The 20730-nt window shown below is 37.6% G+C and carries 29 protein-coding genes; 24 read left to right on the top strand and 5 right to left on the bottom strand.

All coding sequences use genetic code 11. The features are described 5' to 3' along the window. The first annotated feature begins 16 nt into the window (after positions 1-16). The 3 genes from P20495_RS07065 (at position 17) to P20495_RS07075 (ending at position 2779) form a co-directional block, all read left to right on the top strand. Complete coding sequence (locus tag P20495_RS07065; protein ID WP_008137235.1) at positions 17-1795, top strand: sugar phosphorylase; 1779 nt, start codon at positions 17-19, stop codon at positions 1793-1795. Positions 1796-1930: 135 nt separating this feature from the next. Then, a complete protein-coding gene (locus tag P20495_RS07070) occupies positions 1931-2320 on the top strand; it encodes a cytochrome b562 (RefSeq protein WP_008137233.1) in 390 nt (129 codons plus the stop codon). Between the two features lie 72 nt (positions 2321-2392). Beyond that, positions 2393-2779: an OsmC family protein gene (locus P20495_RS07075; protein WP_007378872.1), complete on the top strand. Its 387-nt coding sequence runs from the start codon at positions 2393-2395 to the stop codon at positions 2777-2779. A 63-nt stretch (positions 2780-2842) separates the two neighbouring features. Here P20495_RS07075 and ykgO read toward each other — a convergent pair whose 3' ends face one another. Both ykgO and P20495_RS07085 read right to left on the bottom strand, forming a co-directional pair. After that, a complete protein-coding gene (gene ykgO / locus P20495_RS07080; protein WP_007378871.1) occupies positions 2843-2977 on the bottom strand; it encodes a type B 50S ribosomal protein L36 in 135 nt (44 codons plus the stop codon). Beyond that, positions 2977-3243 (bottom strand): type B 50S ribosomal protein L31, encoded by a 267-nt coding sequence (locus P20495_RS07085; RefSeq protein WP_007378870.1) that lies wholly within the window; start codon positions 3241-3243, stop codon positions 2977-2979. The genes ykgO and P20495_RS07085 overlap by 1 nt, the downstream gene beginning before the upstream one ends. Positions 3244-3482: 239 nt before the next feature. Here P20495_RS07085 and P20495_RS07090 point away from each other — a divergent pair, with 239 nt between their 5' ends. Further along, the gene (locus P20495_RS07090; RefSeq protein WP_007378869.1) at positions 3483-3752 is read left to right on the top strand and encodes a hypothetical protein; all 270 of its coding nucleotides are present in this window, start codon (positions 3483-3485) and stop codon (positions 3750-3752) included. A 183-nt stretch (positions 3753-3935) separates the two neighbouring features. Beyond that, the gene (locus tag P20495_RS07095) at positions 3936-4232 is read left to right on the top strand and encodes a hypothetical protein (protein ID WP_007378868.1); all 297 of its coding nucleotides are present in this window, start codon (positions 3936-3938) and stop codon (positions 4230-4232) included. 32 nt (positions 4233-4264) lie between these two features. Here the strand turns inward: P20495_RS07095 and P20495_RS07100 are convergent, their stop codons facing one another. Further along, on the bottom strand, positions 4265-5152 hold the full coding sequence (locus P20495_RS07100; RefSeq protein ID WP_008137229.1) for a LysR family transcriptional regulator: 888 nt from the start codon (positions 5150-5152) through the stop codon (positions 4265-4267). A 116-nt stretch (positions 5153-5268) separates the two neighbouring features. Here P20495_RS07100 and P20495_RS07105 point away from each other — a divergent pair, with 116 nt between their 5' ends. The 7 genes from P20495_RS07105 to P20495_RS07125 all read left to right on the top strand — a co-directional run bounded on the left by P20495_RS07105 (position 5269) and on the right by P20495_RS07125 (position 9838). Next, positions 5269-6441 (top strand): MFS transporter, encoded by a 1173-nt coding sequence (locus P20495_RS07105; RefSeq protein WP_007378866.1) that lies wholly within the window; start codon positions 5269-5271, stop codon positions 6439-6441. Between the two features lie 154 nt (positions 6442-6595). Then, positions 6596-7411 carry a 2,5-didehydrogluconate reductase DkgB gene (gene dkgB / locus P20495_RS07110; protein WP_008137225.1) on the top strand — a complete coding sequence of 272 codons (816 nt, stop codon included), beginning with the start codon at positions 6596-6598 and terminating at the stop codon, positions 7409-7411. Positions 7412-7490: 79 nt separating this feature from the next. Next, positions 7491-7778, top strand: a complete 288-nt coding sequence (locus P20495_RS07115; RefSeq protein ID WP_008137221.1) for a putative quinol monooxygenase — start codon at positions 7491-7493, stop codon at positions 7776-7778. A gap of 302 nt (positions 7779-8080) precedes the next feature. Beyond that, positions 8081-8236: a hypothetical protein gene (locus tag P20495_RS22580; protein ID WP_008137219.1), complete on the top strand. Its 156-nt coding sequence runs from the start codon at positions 8081-8083 to the stop codon at positions 8234-8236. 26 nt (positions 8237-8262) lie between these two features. Beyond that, positions 8263-8421 carry a hypothetical protein gene (locus tag P20495_RS22210; protein WP_007378675.1) on the top strand — a complete coding sequence of 53 codons (159 nt, stop codon included), beginning with the start codon at positions 8263-8265 and terminating at the stop codon, positions 8419-8421. A 109-nt stretch (positions 8422-8530) separates the two neighbouring features. Then, positions 8531-8935, top strand: a complete 405-nt coding sequence (locus P20495_RS07120; protein ID WP_007378676.1) for a hypothetical protein — start codon at positions 8531-8533, stop codon at positions 8933-8935. A gap of 138 nt (positions 8936-9073) precedes the next feature. Beyond that, complete coding sequence (locus P20495_RS07125) at positions 9074-9838, top strand: hypothetical protein (protein WP_008137215.1); 765 nt, start codon at positions 9074-9076, stop codon at positions 9836-9838. A 75-nt stretch (positions 9839-9913) separates the two neighbouring features. Here P20495_RS07125 and P20495_RS07130 read toward each other — a convergent pair whose 3' ends face one another. Then, the gene (locus tag P20495_RS07130; protein WP_008137213.1) at positions 9914-10774 is read right to left on the bottom strand and encodes a delta-class carbonic anhydrase; all 861 of its coding nucleotides are present in this window, start codon (positions 10772-10774) and stop codon (positions 9914-9916) included. 129 nt (positions 10775-10903) lie between these two features. Beyond that, a complete protein-coding gene (locus tag P20495_RS07135) occupies positions 10904-11557 on the bottom strand; it encodes a DUF6058 family natural product biosynthesis protein (protein ID WP_007378679.1) in 654 nt (217 codons plus the stop codon). A 171-nt stretch (positions 11558-11728) separates the two neighbouring features. On the opposite strand from P20495_RS07135, the gene dapA reads away from it, so the two are divergent. The 12 genes from dapA to P20495_RS07195 all read left to right on the top strand — a co-directional run bounded on the left by dapA (position 11729) and on the right by P20495_RS07195 (position 20707). Then, a complete protein-coding gene (dapA, locus tag P20495_RS07140) occupies positions 11729-12646 on the top strand; it encodes a 4-hydroxy-tetrahydrodipicolinate synthase (RefSeq protein WP_008137210.1) in 918 nt (305 codons plus the stop codon). A 116-nt stretch (positions 12647-12762) separates the two neighbouring features. Then, positions 12763-13476 (top strand): beta-ketoacyl synthase chain length factor, encoded by a 714-nt coding sequence (locus tag P20495_RS07145; protein ID WP_193371857.1) that lies wholly within the window; start codon positions 12763-12765, stop codon positions 13474-13476. 34 nt (positions 13477-13510) lie between these two features. Next, positions 13511-14251, top strand: a complete 741-nt coding sequence (locus tag P20495_RS07150; protein ID WP_008137205.1) for a 1-acyl-sn-glycerol-3-phosphate acyltransferase — start codon at positions 13511-13513, stop codon at positions 14249-14251. Continuing rightward, positions 14248-14505 (top strand): phosphopantetheine-binding protein, encoded by a 258-nt coding sequence (locus P20495_RS07155; RefSeq protein WP_008137204.1) that lies wholly within the window; start codon positions 14248-14250, stop codon positions 14503-14505. The genes P20495_RS07150 and P20495_RS07155 overlap by 4 nt, the downstream gene beginning before the upstream one ends. Positions 14506-14526: 21 nt before the next feature. After that, positions 14527-14772, top strand: a complete 246-nt coding sequence (locus P20495_RS07160) for an acyl carrier protein (RefSeq protein ID WP_002958648.1) — start codon at positions 14527-14529, stop codon at positions 14770-14772. Positions 14773-14776: 4 nt separating this feature from the next. Then, positions 14777-15343, top strand: coding sequence for a hypothetical protein (locus P20495_RS07165; RefSeq protein WP_008137200.1), 567 nt, complete (start codon positions 14777-14779; stop codon positions 15341-15343). Next, entirely contained in the window at positions 15336-16700 is a 1365-nt protein-coding gene (locus tag P20495_RS07170; RefSeq protein WP_008137198.1) for an AMP-binding protein, read from the top strand. Before P20495_RS07165 ends, P20495_RS07170 begins: the two co-directional genes overlap by 8 nt. Then, on the top strand, positions 16684-17049 hold the full coding sequence (locus P20495_RS07175; RefSeq protein WP_008137196.1) for a thioester dehydrase: 366 nt from the start codon (positions 16684-16686) through the stop codon (positions 17047-17049). The genes P20495_RS07170 and P20495_RS07175 overlap by 17 nt, the downstream gene beginning before the upstream one ends. Further along, positions 17042-17791 (top strand): glycosyltransferase family 2 protein, encoded by a 750-nt coding sequence (locus tag P20495_RS07180; protein WP_008137194.1) that lies wholly within the window; start codon positions 17042-17044, stop codon positions 17789-17791. Before P20495_RS07175 ends, P20495_RS07180 begins: the two co-directional genes overlap by 8 nt. Next, a complete protein-coding gene (locus P20495_RS07185) occupies positions 17781-18749 on the top strand; it encodes an acyltransferase (protein WP_008137192.1) in 969 nt (322 codons plus the stop codon). Before P20495_RS07180 ends, P20495_RS07185 begins: the two co-directional genes overlap by 11 nt. After that, a complete protein-coding gene (gene hutH / locus P20495_RS07190; protein ID WP_008137191.1) occupies positions 18742-20286 on the top strand; it encodes a histidine ammonia-lyase in 1545 nt (514 codons plus the stop codon). The genes P20495_RS07185 and hutH overlap by 8 nt, the downstream gene beginning before the upstream one ends. After that, positions 20279-20707, top strand: coding sequence for a thioesterase family protein (locus P20495_RS07195; protein WP_007378690.1), 429 nt, complete (start codon positions 20279-20281; stop codon positions 20705-20707). The genes hutH and P20495_RS07195 overlap by 8 nt, the downstream gene beginning before the upstream one ends. Positions 20708-20730 lie beyond the last annotated feature (23 nt).

The following is a 20730-nucleotide window of genomic DNA, read 5'->3' as shown; positions in this document are numbered from 1 at the left end:
AATAAAAGGGGCGCATGTGAGCACAGTTAACGAACTATTTTTACAGCGGGTAGAGCAACATCTTCGAATAATTTATGAGGATGTTGAACTGCCCTTATCAATTGCTGAGCTTGCTCAGCAATTGATTAAGATTATTTTAGGCAGCAGTCCACTGCGCGACCCGACACCGCATACAAATAGGTGGGATGAACAAGATATAGTATTGATAGCTTATGGCGATTCAATTATTAAGCATGATAATAGTGATTTTGCGGTATCGAGCCCAATGGAAGCTCCGCTCAAAACACTACACCGATTTATAAAAGATCAATGCGATATGCAACTTAATGCGCTGCATATATTACCATTTTACCCGTACAGCTCAGACGAAGGCTTTGCAGTAATGAACTACGTGCAAGTTAACGAATCGCTAGGGGATTGGGGGGATATTCAAAACATAGCCAAAGATGTAAAGCTAATGGCTGATTTAGTAATTAACCATTGCTCAAGCAGAAGCGTATGGTTTGAGAATTTTTTAAACGATTTACACCCAGGTAAAGATTACTTTAAAACGGCAAGCTTAACTGATGATTTAAGCCAAGTTGTACGCCCGCGTACCTCATCGTTATTGAATACCGTAACAACGCCAAGCGGCGAAAAACACGTATGGTGCACGTTTAGTCACGATCAGGTTGATTTTGATTTTGGCAATCCCGATGTACTTAAAGAATTTGTGGGCATAATTCGGCATTATTTAGACAACGGTGTGCGCTTATTTAGACTCGATGCAGTTGCTTTTTTATGGAAGCAACTAAATACAAATTGTATTAACTTACCACAAACACATGAAGCCGTAAGGCTAATGCGCACGCTTATTGAGCATGTAGAGCCAAGTGTGGTCATAATTACCGAAACCAATATCCCAAATCAAGAAAACCTATCGTATTTTGGTAACGCCAATGAAGCGCATGCGATTTACAACTTTGCACTGCCACCATTATTGCTACACACTTTGTTAAGTGGTGATAGCACAGCACTTAAACACTGGATGATGAGTATGCCTCCGGCGCAAAACGGCACAGCCTACTTTAACTTTATAGCATCGCATGACGGAATTGGGCTTAGGCCAATTGAGGGTTTATTAGAACCTAGCGAAGTGGCTTCACTCGTAAGCACAACGATGCAATTTGGTGGGCGTGTTTCAATGCGTACCAGTAATGACGGCACACATACCCCGTATGAGCTAAACATTGCATTATTCGATGCGCTACAAGGAACACATAACGGCCCAGACAAATTTGGCCTTGAACGGTTTATGTGTGCACACGCAATTATGTTTGCACTTGAGGGAATACCAGGGCTTTATATCCATAGTTTACTTGGCACAACAAACGATTACGAGCGTTTTGAAAACTCTCAACACAACAGAGCCATTAACCGTCATCGTTGGCAAGAGTCAAAATTGTTAGCAGCGATTGGTGAAAAATACAGCCATCATCATAAAGTATTTATTGGTATTAAAGCGTTATTGGGTGTACGTAAAAAGCAAAGTGCGTTTCATCCTAATGCCACGCAGTTTACGCTGCATTTAGCGGGGGGATTATTTGGTTTTTGGCGACAAAGCATCGATCGAAAGCAAAGTATATTTTGTGTTTATAATATAAGCGATAAAGCACAAACCTTAATACTAGCCGATTTAAACCTAATTAATACGCAGCAATGGTTCGATTTAGTCGCAGTAAACACAATAGAAGAAGGGCAGCTAAATATTGAACTCGAGCCATATCAAAGCGTGTGGTTGAGCAACCTGCAGTAAATATTTTTAACGATTTAAATATAAAACTAACTGTAAAGGGGCTTTACAGTTAGTTTTAAGCCATTTCACTACCCGAGTTACTTTCTTTTCTATCCTTGATACAATCTGTATGTTTTTAACTTAGTAAGGTTGTTCATGAAGTCTTTTTATATATTTTTCACATTGTTATTTAGCTCATTAGCATTTGCTGATCAGCCTGTTGATCTCGAAATAAACATGAAAAACACAGGCCTTGCTTATAAACAAGCAGTACAAGCAACTGATCTAGTAGAATTTAATATCGCAATCGATAAGTTTATTAAGCTGGTAAAAGTAAGTAAAACAGCCAAATTTTATAAAGAGCCCGAACAGTCATTACAAGGCCTTGATAAAGTAATTGCTCAGGCTGAGCTTGCTAAAAATGCGGCTAATAAACAAGGGCTCGCAGAGGCGAAAGCATCATTAAAAAATATAGATGATTTACGTAAAAAATATCACAAACTACATGAGCCACCAGACTTTTTTGAATTATTGTTTGGTTCGTAATCTAGGCTCAAACTAAAAAATTATGTATTAGTAAATATTTTAACCAACATTTAGGTTATATAAGGAATAACAATGGAAATTTCAGTTTCAATGTTAGAAGGCCAAAAGCAAAGTGCAAAATTTGGCGATTTAGAAGTGATAAGCGATCAAAGTATTGCTGCGGGTGGGAGTGCCGAACACCCTGAACCTTTTGACTATTTTTTAGTGAGCATGGTGCTATGCGCAGGGTTTTACGCACGAAAATTTTGTGAACAACGTGATATTTCTACACAAGGAATGACGCTAACGCAAAACAATGAAAACGTTGATGACAATGGTAAAAAGTTATTTGCTATTGAAATTAACCTGCCAGAGGGTTTTCCTGAAAAATATAAAAAAGCCCTTATAGCTGCTGTTAATACGTGTACTGTTAAAAAAGTAATTCAGGCCATGCCTGAATTTTCAGTCATTGTAAAATAGTAACGTCCTAAAATTAGGTAGCTTAAATAAGCTACCTAATTATGTATTAATACCCCGCTGAGATTACTTCTTTTTCATCCCTTGAACGGCTTTAAAGCGAGGGTTGCTTTTACAGATAACAAATACACGGCCTTTGCGTTTAACTATCTGACAACCAGCGCGCTGTTTTGCACTTTTGAGTGAGCTAAGTACCTTCATTATTTTTCCTCTTTTTTACTCGTTGAAACACCTTTAAATCGACGATTAAACTGTGCAACACGACCATCTGTGGTTACGGTTTTTTGCTTACCTGTATAGAAAGGGTGTGAATCACTCGACACATCAATAGGCACATACGGATAAGTTTTACCGTCTACCTCAACAGTGCGGTTGGTTTTAATTGTTGAACCGATAATAAAATAAGAGTCGGCAGCGGTGTCGTGAAAAGCAACTACTTGGTAGTCAGGGTGAATATTTGGTTTCATAATGCGCCTCAGTAAATGATATGTGATAATATATCATTTAATTTAACGCATTTTTTTGTGCTTTGCAAATAGTTTTAAAAGCAGTGAAAAGCACCAGTTTGATGGCTATTTGTGCAAATAAATCAAAAAATAAGCACTTAGATTAAAAATGCTGGCTATTAGCGTTTAGGCTGTTATAACTATATTTAAGCTAATAAAAACGTTAAAACCGCATTTACAGTTGATCACAGAGGTAATGTATGAGCGACGCAGTACAACAACAAGAAAAAATAGATCAAGGGGTGATGGATACCCTAAGAGAGCGTGACCATAGTGCCTTAGCACATCAACTTAATCCTTTAAGTTGTAACCACAACGACATTGTTGAGTTATTGGCACAATATATGGCACTCAGTGAGCAAGACAATGATGAATTGTTTGACGATTGGTTTGATAATTTATCTAAAGAACAGCATACGGTATTAAAAGTTTTTGAAATTTATCGAGGTCAATATGAGCATCAAAACTAATATTGTTTTAGATGCTTAGTTTTACTCTAAATACGAATAATTTAACTTTATGATTAAAGCGTTATTAGACTAATATAAATTTACTCTCTGATTAAAGTTTGGTTATACCGAGCTAAATTAGTTTAATAATTTCAAGTTTTTAAGAAATTTTTGTTAAAATTAGTCAGTTAACAGGAGTCAACAGTGGCAGACATTAATAAGTTAGTAAATAATATAAAAACAATAGTGAAAGATAATCAAATACCGCTTAATAAACTAATGACACCTGACTTTATTAGCTCACATACAAAGTATAATGATTTTGATAGTTTATTGGCCGGAGGCGGTTTTGAAATAACGGATGAAAAACAATTTAATTTATTTCCTAGTAACGATTGGGAAGCGTACATAACTAGGCAAACGCAGTTTATATCATGGAGAGAGATGAGGATGAGAGCCATGGTTATTTATGTTGGTTATCAAATAACACTCGATGATTAATTTATTACCTTTATTATTTCTATTTTAAAAGATCACAAAGTTAGTTTTGGTTTTATAAAATCTAAAAAAGCGACAATACGAGACGAAACTGCGCTGTTTTTATAATAAACCGCTTGTATAATTTCACGATTATTTGGCCTCATAACCGCATTGGGTAGTAATTCAATAAGTCGCTTTTCATTTATGTCATTTCCAATCATAAAATCCGAAAGTAAAGCAATGCCTTGCCCTACTAAACATAATTGTCGTACTGTCTCTCCGCTACTCGCGCTCAGCGAATAGCTTAGTTTTAAAGGTTGAATTAACGGCCAGCTATTAAGTTTAGGTGAGTCGGTAAAACCAATTAATTTATGACTGGTTAAATCATTTATAGCATTAATTTTAGGGCTACTTTTTAAATACTCAGGGCTTGCGACTATACGCAGTTTACTATGGCCTAACTTACGAGCATGTAGGTTTGAGTCCTTTAAATCACCAATGCGTATGGCTAAATCGGTTTTATGTTCAAGTAAATCAATAATGCTGTCGTGTGAGGTTATATCAAGCGTTATGTGCGGGTATTGCTTAGCAAATTCGCCAATTAAAGGCGTAAGTTGGTGTAATACAAAAGGGCTTGCCGCATCTATTCGCAGCTTGCCACTTGGCGCTTGTTTTAAAAGCTTTATGGCTTCTTCACCGGTATAAAGCGTATTTAATCCGTCGCGCGCATATTTTATAAAAGTATGGCCTTCTTCGGTAAGTTCTAATCGGCGTGTTGTTCTGTTTAGTAAAGTGCATTGCAGTGTATTTTCAAGGCGTGATACAGCTCGCGACACTTTAGCCACCTGTTGATCGAGCAAATTAGCCGCCCCTGAAAAGCTTCCGCAATCTACTACCGTTATAAACGTTTCTAAATCTTCAGTTTTTGAATGAACAGCCATAAATATACCAACACCATCTTTGTATTATTAACAAAAGTATTTTGTCACTAATGCTATTTTTTGCAAACGATATTTTAGCCAAACTACATTCTTCAAATATTAATGAGGATATAACTATGCCATTGGCTTTGTGGGCGCTTACCTTAAGCGCATTTGCAATAGGAACAACTGAGTTTGTAATAGTGGGATTAGTACCCACCATTGCAAACGACTTAGGCGTAAGCCTACCTTCAGCGGGTTTGCTTGTAAGTTTATATGCGGTTGGCGTTGCTATTGGTGCACCGGTGCTAACCGCTTTAACGGGTCGTTGGAATCGTAAAGTGGTATTAATAAGCTTAATGGGCTTGTTTGTATTGGGCAACTTACTTGCTTGGCAAGCGCCAAGTTACGAAACATTAATACTTGCGCGTATTTTAACGGGGCTTGCCCATGGTGTGTTTTTTTCAATCGGATCGATGATTGCCACAAGTCTAGTAAGCAAAGACAAAGAAGCCAGTGCAATTGCCATTATGTTTACCGGGCTTACTGTAGCACTCGTAACTGGTGTGCCACTGGGTACATGGATTGGACAACACTTTGGTTGGCGTGCAACGTTTTTAGTTGTGTCGGTATTAGGTTTAATTGCATTAATCGGCAGCTCTATTTTAGTGCCAAAAAACTTAAAACAATCAATACCAGCCACGTTTAAAGAGCAACTACAAGTAATCGTAAAACCGCGTTTATTACTCGTGTATTTAATGACGATATTGGGCTACGGCGGCACGTTTACAGCGTTTACTTATTTAGCACCTATTTTAGAGCAACAAACAGGCTTTGCGCCTTCGGCTATTGCCTTAATAATGCTTGTTTACGGCGTATCGGTAGCGGTAGGTAATATTTGGGGTGGAAAAATGGCCGACAAACGCGGCCCAATTAGCGCACTGAGCATTATATTCAGCGCTTTGAGTATTATTTTACTGATATTTACTTTTACGATGGAATCAAAAATTGCTGCTGTACTTACTATTTTAGTCTGGGGCGCATTTGCTTTTGGTAATGTGCCAGGCTTGCAACTTTATGTAGTAAAGCAAGCACAAAAGCACACGCCAAATGCGGTAGATGTTGCATCAGGTTTAAACATAGCCGCATTTAATATTGGTATTGCACTTGGCTCAATTATTGGTGGTAGCGTAGTAGAGAGCATGACCCTGCAAGACACAGCATGGATAGGCGCTGTTATCTCTGTTTTAGCACTCGGTGTTACACGCTACAGCGGTATGCTTGATAAACGTGAAATTCAGCAAGCATAAAGTCTTAGCTGTTAAGATTGAAACTAAAATTAATGACCTCATACCTGTTATGAGGTCATAGATTTTTAAGTGACGACACAAAAGAAGTAAAAGGTGTATTTCGTAAAGCTTTAAAAGAGCTTGTTTTTAACCGATTATTTTATAAGGATAAACCATGACAAAACGTGTAATAGAAATGCCAGAACTAGGTATGGGAACATTCCGCTTAGAGGGCGACACTGCCTATAACTCAGTAAAAATGGCACTCGAAGTTGGGTTTCGCCATATTGATACCGCACAAATTTATGGCAACGAAGAGCAAGTAGGCCAAGCTATAAAAGACAGCAATATTCCGCGCAGTGAAATATTCTTAACCACCAAAGTGTGGAATAACAAATTAAATAAAAGCGACTTTATCCCAAGCGTTAAAAAGTCACTTGAAAAGCTACAAGTTGATTCGGTCGACTTACTACTAATTCATTGGCCATCGCCTGCTAACGACGAGCCAATGAGTGAATACCTCACTGAATTACTAAAAGCGAAGCAACTTGGTTTAACTAAGCACATTGGTGTATCAAACTTCACCATTGCAAACTTAAATGAAGCAATGCAAACGCTTGACTCGCGTGAAATATTTACCAATCAGGTTGAGGTTCACCCATATTTAACTAATACTAAATTACGCGCATTTTGTGCTCAGCACGATATACATGTAACTGCGTATATGCCATTTGTAGTAGGCAAAGTACTTAAAGATCAAACCATTATCGACATTGCTAACAAGCACGATGCAAGCCCAGCACAAGTTGTTTTAGCATGGGTTAACGCCAACAGCATGACGACAATTCCATCATCAACTAAGCGCAAAAATTTAGAAGATAACTTTAACGACCACGTTAAATTAGATGATGAAGACATAGCTCGCATTGATGGCCTAGATTGTGGCGACCGCCAAGCAACACCAGACTTTGCGCCGCAGTGGGATCAGTAAACTTACCTCAAACGCAAAGTTAAACTAAATATTTTAAGGTGTAGATTATCTACACCTTAACTTTTAAAAAGGAATACACATGTTAACGGTTATAGCGGCACTGTCGTGCAAAAATATTGATGCAGATGTAATTCTTACAGCACTTGAAAACTTACAAAAGTCATCGCGCCAAGAAGTAGGGTGCTTACGTTATGAACTATCGGTAAAAAGTGATGATGAACATACCGATTACGTTGTTAGCGAACAGTGGGCGTCTGACGAGCACTTTGAAGCGCATAAAAACGAGCCACACTTTAAAGCGTTTGGTACGCAAGTTACTGGACTTTTAACCAATAGTAGTATTGATGTATATAAATCAATTGGTTAGATTCTTTTTATAGTGCCTTTTGTGGTATGTATTAAAATACTTAGCTAAATTACGTGTAACCAAGTAAATACTCAAATAGGTGCTGTTAACTTACATCACCTTTTTATTTTTTCACTCTAACCTGCCTCTAAAATACTCAACTTCCCCAATATATCAATGCAACCTAATAGGACTCTTTTTATGAATTCGTAGTGTGTCGAAATCTAAGATAGTTTTGTAGTGAACGCCAAATTTTATGATAATAGAAAACCTACTTGGCCCACCTGTTTTAGTTGATAATTCATATGGTTTTGCTCTTACTAATGCAAATTGATGATTCTTCTGTTAGCTTAGCAACTGACCTGAAGCTAGGTGGAAAACATGTGGCTCCTTCTTTAGTTGTTGAACTAGGCAAAGAAGCAAGTAACAATATTGATGCTAAAGAGCTTTCAGTTTTAGTAAGCAAATCAAGTAACTAATAAGTTAAAAATTAGGAATATAATTAATGAGAAACTCAAGAAATGAGATAGTAAAATATGGAGTCTCTTTTGGTACAGCTCTAGCAATTGCTATTTCATGGAGTGCTAACGAGTCTGTGTTATGGGCAATTTTGCATGGTTTTTTATCTTGGTTTTATGTTATTTGGCATGTAATTACGCGATAAGTGCTTTCGCGTGTGCACTGATTGATTATGTAGACTGCGGTCAATGTGAATACTCGAGCAATTACCATCTAAAACGATTAAGTTAAAAATATAAAAGGAATAATTAATAATGAAAGGTGCTGGTGGAAGCTCTGGTGGTATTGGGCATTTTTTTATTGGTTTGATTATGATGTGCGGTGGCTTTTACATGCTGCTTAACGCAATTTCGGTGACCTCTAATTTTGGACTAAGTTCTCGCATTTATAGTGTTAATGCTTTAGGTGGCTTTGGCGTTACAGGCGGCATGGTTATGATCCCGTTTATTTTTGGTGTGGGCCTAATTTTTTATAATTCTAAAAACATTTTAGGCTGGGTGCTATCGCTTGGCTCGTTAACAGCACTAATATTTGGCGTTATATCGAGTGTTCGATTTAGTATGCGAACTATGACGTCGTTTGATTTGATTGTTATTATAATTTTAGCGTTTGGTGGCTTAGGGCTGTTTTTACGTTCGCTTAAATCTGTTGATACTTAACTAATTACCACGCTTTGTTTTAAATACAATTTTAACTAGAGGCATTTAACATGATGTTCCAATGCCTAAACTAATATATTAATAATATAACCCTTCCTATTTACTGTTTAACCAGTAACGTATTTTAAAGAGATTTATGTGAACAACTCAATACAGCTAAAACTAATTGCTACTCATTTATTAGCACAAAGAGAAGAGAACCCAGCGCGTTCAAACTTTCCCAAAGAGTTAGTACTAGACTCGACTGACGATGCGATAGAAGTACAAAAGTTGATGATTTATTTAAATGATCAAACTGTATATGGCTGGAAGTGTATGCTGCCTTTAGATGATGGCTCAATTATATTAGCGCCTCTTTTACATGCACCTATAAAACAAGCTGAAAATTGCCCACTGTATACAACAAACAATAAAGCGCTTATTGAACCAGAAATTGCATTTATTTTACAAAGCGATTTACCGAGTAATAATACCTATACAAATGAAGACGTGGATACTGCATTTGCCAGCGCCCACTTGGCACTTGAGCTTATTCAAAAAAGATTTGATGAAGACACTCCATGCACTCACATTGAAAAGCTGGCTGATGGTTTATCTAATCAAGGCGTGTATTTAGGTCCACAAATAGATAAAGCCAAAGCGTATAACGCAAGTACTGTAAATATAAACGTTAAGCAAACTGAGCTGGAGTTAAATTTAGCGGGTGTGCATCCTGCAGAACTTGCGCAGCTTCCACTTTATTGGGCTGTTAATTACTTATCAGCAAAGGGAATTAACTTAAAAGCAGGGCAAGTGTTTATAACTGGTTCTTACTGTGGTGTGGTTGAGCTTAATACTAATGAGCAAACATGTATTACATATGAAGATTTAAATACACTTAATGTGACATTTTTATCCCATTAAGCGAAGTACTCATTTTAATGGTCATAATTAAACAACCCACTAATTAGTGGGTTGTTTTATTAGGCTAAATTTTAATTATTTGATTTTAGAGAGTAATGCAGGGTTTATTACGAGATTTCTTACACCGTGAGCATGATCTTCATTAAAGGTATTACTTTCACACCACTTACCTACACTGTTTATATCTACTTTTGCTACTTTTGGTTTAACTGACCATGTTACTTGGAAAGGAGAGCCTGCCTCATTGTAACCAGGGCCAGTGGTAGAGCCGGTATAAATAACTGCTTCACCAGTATTAGTAAGTGCATTCGCTGCTTGGTAATAGCCATTAACCGATGACACGTTACTTATTTCGTTAAAATCAAGCGCGTTTGCATCGTTTACTAATACGTATACTTGCGCTTCAACACGTAGTTGCGGATTTTTAATCGAATCACTCAAACAACTACCCAGTGTAGGGCCAGGTTTAACCATTGCACTGCTATGCACATTGTGAACTTCAATGGTGTCGCCTACTGAAAGAGCGCCGTGTTCGCTCGGACAAATCTTTATTTTTGTAGGTTTGCTCTCATTTTTAGTTAAAGAGCCTGAATACACATAGCCACTTTGATAGCCATGACCATCGCCATTGCCTGCATATTTACTAAACTCGCCGCCGGCGTGTTCTGCATTTTTATGAAAATGGATATTGCATAAGTTCATTTGTGATGAAGCAGGCGCATCAGAAAATATTACTGTATTCTCGCCTTTATGATTATCAATATTACGCGGAGATTGAGGGCCAAAACCTTTATTAATTGTGTTTTTAGCAAGTGCGGCGCGCTGTGTTTTTACTACGTCATCGCTTACGTTCTCGTGGTTAGCTTTAGCAAGCGTATTAAAAGAAAGAATTGTGAGTGCAGCAGAAATTAAGCTTATTTTTGTTTTCATTGTCATTGAGTCAGTGCCTTTATTAAGGTGCTTTATTGCGAATTTTCGCTCGTTTAGTACGTGATAGTTACGTTAATAGATCTCATTTAATCTAAAAATAATCCTAAAATAGTAAATAATCAACTTAATATAATGTTATTTAATAGACAAATCATACTTTAAAACAAGTGCATCAATGTAGCGAGTGCGTAATGTGCTTTGCTTTTCATGATCGGCACCATGACTCAGTGCACGGTTTAAAAGCTTCATAGCGGGATGTAAGTAAGAACGCTCGTCTTTGTCTAAACTCGCTTTACTTCGTAGTTCGGTAATATCGTCTACAACTAAGCGACCAATATCAACAGCGACTATTTCGTCTATTAATCCATTTTGAGTAAGTACGCCGTATTTACTGCATAAAAATTGTTGCCAGACTTGTTGTAAGTGCTCGTCTATTTCGCAGCCAAATAACTCTTCATTAAATTCAAACCCTTGCTGAGCTAATTTAGTCAAAATGGCAATGTATTGTTGTGCAAAGTAATTAAAAGCATGGCTTGATGATTCTATTTTTTGTTTTATTAAACCTTGCCCCCAATTTACACAGCCGCGTGGGTAGTAATCGTCATACTCTTCGCATTCATACAAACCGGAATATGAACTACAACTAAGTTGACTTTTAATACAATAACTTGGTTTGGGGAAAACACTTTGCTCTTGCCAAGTTAAAAGCATGTCTGAATCTATATTTAATGCTTGGCATAGTTCATCGGTGTTATAAAAATGAGTTGCTAAGTAGTCAGATAAACGCATAAAGCCTCTGGTATCGTTAAAATACAAATACTGTTTATATATACAGTGTTTTATTTTGAATTAACAAACTCAATAACACAAGGTATTTTATAATTAAATATGCGCTTACACCTCCAAAAGTACTGGCAAATATGTTACAAATAGCGCAAGTTTTATAAATAATGAATTTTTATGCGCACCCTAGAACAAATTAAACAAGCAAGCCTTATTACAGCGATTAAAACGCCATACTTAGCAAACGGTGAAATAGACCTAGCAAAGTACGATGAACTCGTTGCAATACAAATTGCAGCGGGCGTTGATGGCATTGTAGTCGGTGGCACAACAGGCGAAGGCCAGTTAATGAACTGGGAAGAGCATTTAATGCTTATAGCGCACAGTGCAAACAAGTATGGCGACAAACTGGTTATTGTTGGTAATACCGGTAGTAACAACACCCGTGAAGCGATTAAAGCAACTAAATATGGCTTTGCCAGCGGTATGGATGCAGCACTGCAAATTAACCCGTACTACGGACGTACGTCAATCGCGGGTGTTAAAGAGCACTTTAAGCGTGTGTTAGATATTGGCCCAGCCTTTATTTACAACGTAGCAGGGCGCACAGGTCAAGACCTAACACCTGATATTATTGAGCCACTTGCAAAGCACGAATATTTTATTGGTGTTAAAGAGTGTGGCGGCAATGAACGCATTGCCCATTATGAGCAACAAGGTATTGCATGTTGGTCGGGTAACGATGACGAAAGTCACGATGCACGCCACACACATAAAGCGCACGGTGTTATTTCGGTTACTTCTAACTTAATACCTGGGTTATTTCGCCAATTAATGGATACTAAAAATAACGAGCTAAATACTTCGTTACAACCATTAATGAACTGGTTGTTCTGTGAACCAAACCCGATTGCTATTAATACCGCGTTGATGATGACAGGTGCAGTAAATCCAGTATTTAGATTACCGTATTTACCGCTTAGCGATGAGCAACAAAAAATCGGTTTGCCATTAATAAATCAACTTAACGAAAGTGATGTAGTAGGCGGTAAGGCTGACTATATAGATATAAAAAATATTGCTCTACTTTCTTAGTAATATGAGCCAGTACTGAATGATTTTAGTTACTGGCTTTTATTTAATGATTATTTACTTTTATTGCTAATATCGGTAAAATTCTCGTCCTTATAATTAATAAAATATGTATATCTGTGAAATTTGTTGTTGAAGAACTCGCTATATGGATAAAGCCTGAACAGCGACAAATAAAAGAGAGTAATTGGTTTGATTCCTCCGTATTAAATCTTAGTTGGGTGCCTGCTATGCAGCGACGCCGCATGACTCCTTTTATTAAAATGGCGCTCTTTAGTGCCCATCAAGTAAGTGCTCAAGGTAGCTATATTAATTTACCGAGTGTTTTCTCTTCTCGCCACGGCGATTTTCACAAAACGTCTAACTTACTTGTTGATGTAGTAAATGATCAGCCTTTGTCGCCAACTGGTTTTGGGTTAAGTGTGCATAATGCGGCTTCAGGACTTTTTGGGATAATACAGGGTAATACAAGTGCTACAAATGCAATTTCGGCAGGCGCTGAAAGCTTTATTTATGCACTCGTAGATGGCGTTGTACGCCTTATTGATAGTGAACAGCAATATATATTAATAGTCCATACCGATGAAACCCTCCCTGACATTTACGTGCAGTTCGCTGATGAACAGCAAATAGCACACTCTATTGGTTTAATAATCAGAGCCCCGCAAGAAGGCGAACCTCATTTTAGTTTAAATAAAGTATTTAATACGGGCATGGAAAAAAGCGACTTACCAATGAGTATCCAATGCGCTAAAGCTTTGTATGAGCGCAGCAATATATTACTTGTTCATAACGCGCTTGAGCACGATTGGCAGCTTACGTACCATGCTTAAAAATGCACAAAGGCTATGTGGATTGTTTTGGCGAATGATTACTACTGCATTTTGCTTTTCAGTTTTTGGAATTGGTGGTTTAGTATTAGCCTTTATTATTTTTCCCGCTCAGCGTTTATTTGAAAATGACTCAGTTAAACAAAAGCTTAAAGCTCGAAAAACAGTGCATTACTGCTTCAAATTGTTTGTTAGTTTAATGCATTTACTGGGGGCTATTCGGTTTCATGTTAACGATAAAGCACAAATTGAAAGCTTAAAAGGACAATTGATATTAGCCAACCATCCTTCTTTAATTGATGTTGTTGTTTTAATTTCGGTGATAAAAAACGCAGATTGCGTAGTAAAGGCGCATTTATTTAAAAACCCTTTTGTGCGCGGCGTTATTAAAAGCACAGGCTATATAAGTAATGATGATCCGCAAGAGTTATTACGAGAGTGCGAGCAAAGTTTACAAACGGGTAATAACTTAATTGTATTTCCTGAAGGGACACGGACAGAGCCTCACAAAAAATTAAAGTTTAAACGTGGCGCTGCAAATATTGCAATTAGATGTAATGCGCCTATCACTACTTTTTTAATTAAAATGAAACCAAACACTTTAACCAAAGGCACTCCTTGGTATAAAGTCGCGCCATATCAGGCGCATTTTACAATGAGGCTTACGAGCCAGCAGTTTAATTGTGCAACGTACGACAGCGATATGCCTGCAATGCAATCACGCCAATTGACTAAAGATTTACAACATTATTTTACACAAGAGCTAAAAAATATATGAGCGAATTAAAAGAACAAATAAAACAACTGATTATCTCAAGCCTTGACCTTGAAGACATGACCACTGCTGACATTAAAGACGATGACGCTTTATTTGTAGATGGGCTAGGGCTAGACAGCATAGATGCGTTAGAGCTTGGCCTTGCGATAAAAAAGCAATTTGATGTGAAAATAGATGCAAATTCTGAGCAAACTAAAGCGCACTTTGCCTCAGTTAATTCTTTAGCAAAATTTATTGAACAAGCACGTTCTTAATATATAAAAGTAGGAAGAAAAATGAAAACCGCTGCTGAAATTTATGATGTATTACACGGCATTTTAGAAAACGAATTTGAAATAGACCCAGAAGATATTAGCTTAGAGGCTAACCTATACCAAGATCTTGATTTAGACAGTATTGATGCAGTTGACTTAGTTGTGAAATTAAGAGAAATCACAGGTAAAAAAATTGAGCCTGATGCCTTTAAGCTTGTGCGCACAGTGCAAGATATAGTCACTGAAATAGAAAAGTTAGTTAACTAATACTATGTTAAAAGCAGTTTTAACAACGTTAATTATGATTTGCTTGGCTTGCTACCCTATTATTGTGTACGTAGGCCTTACGCGTTTTAATAGTCAGATTATTACAGTATTACTGCTATTTTTACTCGGGCTTAGACTTTGGTTAAGCAGAGCCTTGTTTGATAAAATGCCGTGGTTAAAGCCCGCTACATTTTTAGCAGCCATTACTATTTTGATTTCCAAGGTAATGGATAGCGACTTAGGGCTGCGTTTGTATCCCGTAATCATTAATTTAGTTATGTTAGTTGTGTTTGCGTATTCTTTGTATAAAGGGCCTTCTATTATTGAAACCTTTGCGCGCATTACTGAGCCCTCACTTGATGAAAACGCTCTGATTTATACAAAAAAAGTAACGCTAGTGTGGTGTCTGTTTTTTGTATTAAACGGTGGTATTGCCCTGTACACCAGTATTTTTAGTAGCCTAGAAACCTGGGCTTTTTATAATGGTTTTATTGCTTACTTAGCTATGGGCACATTGTTTGCTATAGAATGGTTAGTCAGACAAAAAGTAAAAAGGAACGCCGGTGTTTGATGCTTTTCAAAGTAATGCAATAAGAACATGTTTTAATCATACTGATAATGATATTTCTGAGCGCGAGTTTGTTAGTGATATAAATGAGGTTTTAGCAAAACTATCAACGTTAAACGCTACATCATCGGTTGTTTTATACACCACAGACGCCTACAAATTTTCCGTGTACTTATTTGCTTTGGCATTACACGGAAATACAGTGATTTTACCGCCTAATGGGCAACCTGAAACGTTAAACTCCTTGCTTAAACAGACGCCGTTTTTTATTGGTGAGTCTGAATTAATAGCTGATTTAGCGGCTGATTTTTTAGATGTAAGCACTTTAGCCAATCAACCTCACTTTGTATTCATTGAAACAATTAATTGGCCTGAAGAAGGTACAATCGTTTTTTATACGTCGGGCTCGTCGGGTAAAGCAAAGCCAATTGTAAAAACGTGGCAGGTAATAAATAAAGAAGTAAATACATTAATTAACAGCTACGCACTGATTGATAATCCTATTTTTATAGCAAGTGTTTCGCATCAGCATATATACGGTTTACTGTTTAGGTTACTGTGGCCATTACGTGCAGGGAAAGTTGTTAATACAGAACTACTACATTACCCCGAGCATGTAGCTAAAAAGCTTAGGTTATTTAAAAAAGTAGTGTTTGTTTCAAGCCCAGCGCAGTTAAAACGGTTATGTATCGATAATGTATTAGTGAATGATAAGTCTCATTTACAATGGATATTTTCATCAGGTGGACCGCTACTAAATGAAGATGCCATTTCGTTGTTTACGCAATTAAATAAACCAGTCACACAAGTTTTTGGTAGTACCGAAACAGGTGGTATTGCATATCGACAAGTTACATCACATGAAAAAGTTAGCCTTTGGCAGCCTTTCTCGGGTATTAAAGTACGGGCTTTGGATGATCAGCGTTTAATTTTAACCTCTCCACTTGTTCGCGACAAAAATTACCCTTTAGATGATCGAGGCGAAGTACTTAAAAATGGTCAATTTAGATTATTAGGTCGATTCGACCGAATTATAAAATTAGAAGAAAAACGATTAAGTTTAGATGAGCTAGAACTACATTTGTGTACTAGTGAGTGGGTAAGTGAAGCTAAAGTAATCGCCTTGCCTGGTGAGCGATTAATTGTAGGGGCTATTGTTGTGCTTACGCATAAAGGGCAGATGCTCTTTAATGGTGACGGTAAGCTAGCTACAAATAATTTATTAAAAGCGCATGCATTAGCGCGCTTTGAGCGAATTTGTATCCCTAAAAAGTGGCGTTTTGTAGAGCAATTACCATACAACTCACAGGCAAAGTTAAATTTAAAAGCATTGGAGAGTCTTTTTGCAAAAGTTGACTAAAACACAGCCTGATTTACTGTCTTGTGAAAAAGCAGAGCAAAAGTATAAATTAAGCTTACTAGTTCCTCATGATTTAGATTATTTCAAAGGACACTTTACGGATGGCCCAATACTCGCAGGTGTTGTGCAATTAGACTGGGCTGTGGCTGCAATTTGTAAATATTATAAGGTTCAGCAACCTGTTAAAAATGTTGAAGTATTAAAGTTTCAGGTAGTGATTACCCCAGGTATAACAATCGAATTATTGCTTGAGCAAAAAGCAGAGAATAAATACACTTTTTCGTATAATTCAAATAAAGGACAGCATGCATCTGGCCGTGTTGTTTTTGATAGCCTAATAAATGAATAACTTTTGTATTGTTATCCCAAATTATAATCATATTACGGTTATTGATGATGTACTGAGCCAATTATCGTCATTTAATCTTCCTATTATTATGGTTGATGACGCAAGCAACGCCGAAGCTAAAAATGTATTCAGTAACCTTGATGCAAAATACGCGCAGTTGAGTGTAGTTACCCACGACGATAATCAGGGCAAAGGCGGCGCGGTACAAACAGGCTTAAAGCAGGCACATAAGCTAGGTTTTTCACATGCGATACAGGTTGATGCAGATGGGCAGCATGATTTAGCTGACATTAAAAAACTAATTGCACTTTCAAATGCTCAGCCTAAAGCGCTTATAAGTTGTTGCCCAATATATGATGACTCAGTGCCTAAACACCGTTATTTAGCACGTTATTTAACGCATGTGTGGGTATGGATTGAAACGTTAAGTTTTACAATTGTAGATTCAATGTGTGGCTTTAGAGTGTATCCGCTTGAGCAAAGTACAAAGCTAATTGATGAGGTATCGCTTGGAAAACGCATGGATTTTGACCCCGAAATTTTAGTGCGTTTATATTGGCGCAATGTGCCTTTTGTATTTTTACCTAGCCAAGTAATTTACCCCGAAAATGGGCTTTCTCATTTTCAGCCATTACACGATAACGTGCGTATTTCGTGGTTACACACCCGCTTGTTTTTTGGAATGTTGATTCGCTCTCCTGTGTTAATTTGGCATAAATTAAAGAGGCGTTATGGCGGCTAAACACTGGTCTAAAATGCAAGAGCGCGGTAATTTCTTAGGTATTCAAATACTGTTATTTGCTCATGAATTACTGGGTAGAAAAGGGCTGTGGATTGTTTTGTTTCCTGTGGTTTTTTATCTTTTTTTAACAGGAAAAGTAGCGCGTGTAGCATCTAAAGTGTTTTTAGAGCAAGTTAATGTTTACCAAGGCTGCAAACAACCTGTTACGTTTAAAATGCAATTAACGCACTTTTGCAGTTTTGCAGATAGCGCATTAGATAAAATTGATGCTTGGCTTGGGCGAATAACTCAACGTGATATTAAATACACGAATGAGCATTTATTTGCTGAGCTAGATGAGCAAAATCAAGGGGCTATTTTTATAGGTTCCCACTTGGGTAATTTAGAGGTGTGCAGGGCACTTAGCCAGCACCGCAGCAGTAAAAAAATAAATGTACTGGTGTTTACCCATCACGCTGTTGAATTTAATAAAATGCTTAAAAAGATTAACCCAGATGTGTCGGTTAATTTAATACAAGTGACTGATATGGGGCCTGACTTAGCTATTTTACTAAAAGAAAAAGTAGAGCAGGGAGAAATAATCGTTATTGTTGGCGACAGAACAAGCACAACAACGGCTTCTCGGTCGGTACAGGTACCATTTTTAGGCAAAAATGCCCCATTTTCACAGGGGCCTTTTATATTAGCCGCGCTGCTTGATTGCCCTGTTTACTTTTTGTTTTGTTTAAAAGATAAAAAAAGCAAAAAGTATCAAGTGATATTTGAACATTACAGCCAATCATTAAAAATGCCTCGACGAGAGCGACAGCAGGCGCTAACACTTATTATTACTGACTATGCACAGCGTTTGAGTTATTACGCAGCTTTATATCCTTATCAGTGGTTTAATTTTTACGATTTTTGGAAAAGTGATCAGCAGGTAGTGCGCGATCAATCAATGGAGAACAAGTGTGACTGAACAAAATATACAGCTTTTTGGCAATCAGCGATTATCAATTGAAGATATTGTTCGAGTTGCCTTTAATGAAACACAAGTGCAATTAAATAGCTGTGAAACTTTTAGCGTTAAAATTAATAGCGCTTTGCGTTTTTTAGACACACTTTTAAAAGAAGATGGCGTAATTTACGGCGTTACTACTGGTTACGGTGATTCTGTAACGGTGGCTGTACCCCTTGATTTAGTTGATGAATTACCTCTGCATTTAACTCGCTTTCACGGCTGTGGACTCGGGGATGTATTTAATAAAGTGCAAGGGCGTGCAATTTTAGCGACCCGCTTAACATCACTTTCACAGGGCTACTCTGGTATTAGCTGGGAAATGCTGCACCTACTTAAAGATTACTTAAATAACGATATAGTGCCAGTGATCCCGCAAGAAGGGTCAGTAGGTGCCAGTGGCGATTTAACACCGTTATCTTACGTTGCAGGTGCGATGGTAGGCGAGCGTGATGTGTTTTACAAAGACCAAGTACGTAACAGTGCAGAAGTTATGAAAGAAGTTGGCTTAGAACCACTAACACTAAGGCCAAAAGAAGGTCTTGCCGTTATGAATGGCACAGCGGTAATGACTGCATTAGCGTGTTTAGCGTTTGATAGGGCTAATTACTTAGCTAAACTGGCGAGCCGTATTACTGCATTATCAAGTTTAGCGCTTAAAGGAAATAGCCATCATTTTGATGAGATATTATTTTCAGTTAAGCCACATCCTGGGCAGCAACAAATTGCACGTTGGATAAGAGAAGATTTAAACCATCACGATCACCCTCGTAATGCAGACAGACTTCAAGATAGGTATTCAATCCGTTGTGCACCCCATGTTATTGGTGTTCTGCAAGACAGTCTGCCGTTTTTTAGGCACATGATAGAAAACGAGCTTAACTCAGCAAACGATAACCCAATAATTGACGGTCAAGGTGAGCATGTCTTACACGGTGGGCATTTTTACGGAGGCCACATTGCAATGGCAATGGATAGCATGAAAACAGCCGTTGCAAACCTTGCTGATTTAGCCGACAGACAAATCGCTTCTTTGGTTGATACCAAGTACAACAATGGGCTACCTTCAAACTTGTCTGATAGTGCACCAGAGCGCCGTTATATTAATCATGGTTTTAAAGCGGTTCAAATTGGCTGTAGTGCTTACACAGCAGAGGCATTAAAACTAACCATGCCGGCCAGCGTTTTTTCTCGCTCTACGGAGTGTCATAATCAAGATAAAGTGAGTATGGGAACTATTGCGTCTCGCGATTGTTTACGTATTTTACAGCTAACAGAACAAGTATTAGCAAGTACGTTATTAGCAAGTATTCAAGGTGTTAGATTGCGTATAAAACAAGGCGATCTTGAGTTTTCGACTTTAACGCAAGATATGCAAAACATGTATACCGATATAACTGATTACTTTGAAAACCTCACTGAGGATAGACCAATGGAAGCCGTGCTAAGGCAAACAATAGGGTATATTCAAACTAAACGTTGGGCGTTGTATGAATAGTAAAGGTGCATTATTAACGCATGTGGTAGAAATTGAAATTCCATTTCATGACTGCGACCCAATGAATGTTGTATGGCATGGTAATTACCCACGTTATTTAGAAGTAGCGCGCTGCGAGTTACTGCGTTTATTTGATTATGATTACCCACAAATGCATGAGTCGGGCTACGCGTGGCCTATTGTTGATATGCAAATAAAGTATATTGCCTCAGCGGTATTTACTCAAAAAATTAAAGTAGCGGCTTATTTAAAAGAATTCGAGAATCGACTACGGATTGACTACGTAATCACTGACTCGCTAACTAATAAGCGCCTTACTAAAGCCTCAACCACGCAAGTTGCGGTTGAGATCAGCTCCAAAGAAATGCAATTTGAATCACCCGCTATTTTATTTAATAAGTTAAAAGCAGTTTTGAATTAAATTTTTATTTTATAGGCGATTAA

The organism is Pseudoalteromonas sp. BSi20495 (assembly GCF_000241185.1).
In the GTDB taxonomy this organism is placed as follows: domain Bacteria; phylum Pseudomonadota; class Gammaproteobacteria; order Enterobacterales; family Alteromonadaceae; genus Pseudoalteromonas; species Pseudoalteromonas fuliginea.
Note: the sequence above shows the minus strand (reverse complement) of the source record. Positions and strands in the feature narration are given on the sequence as shown.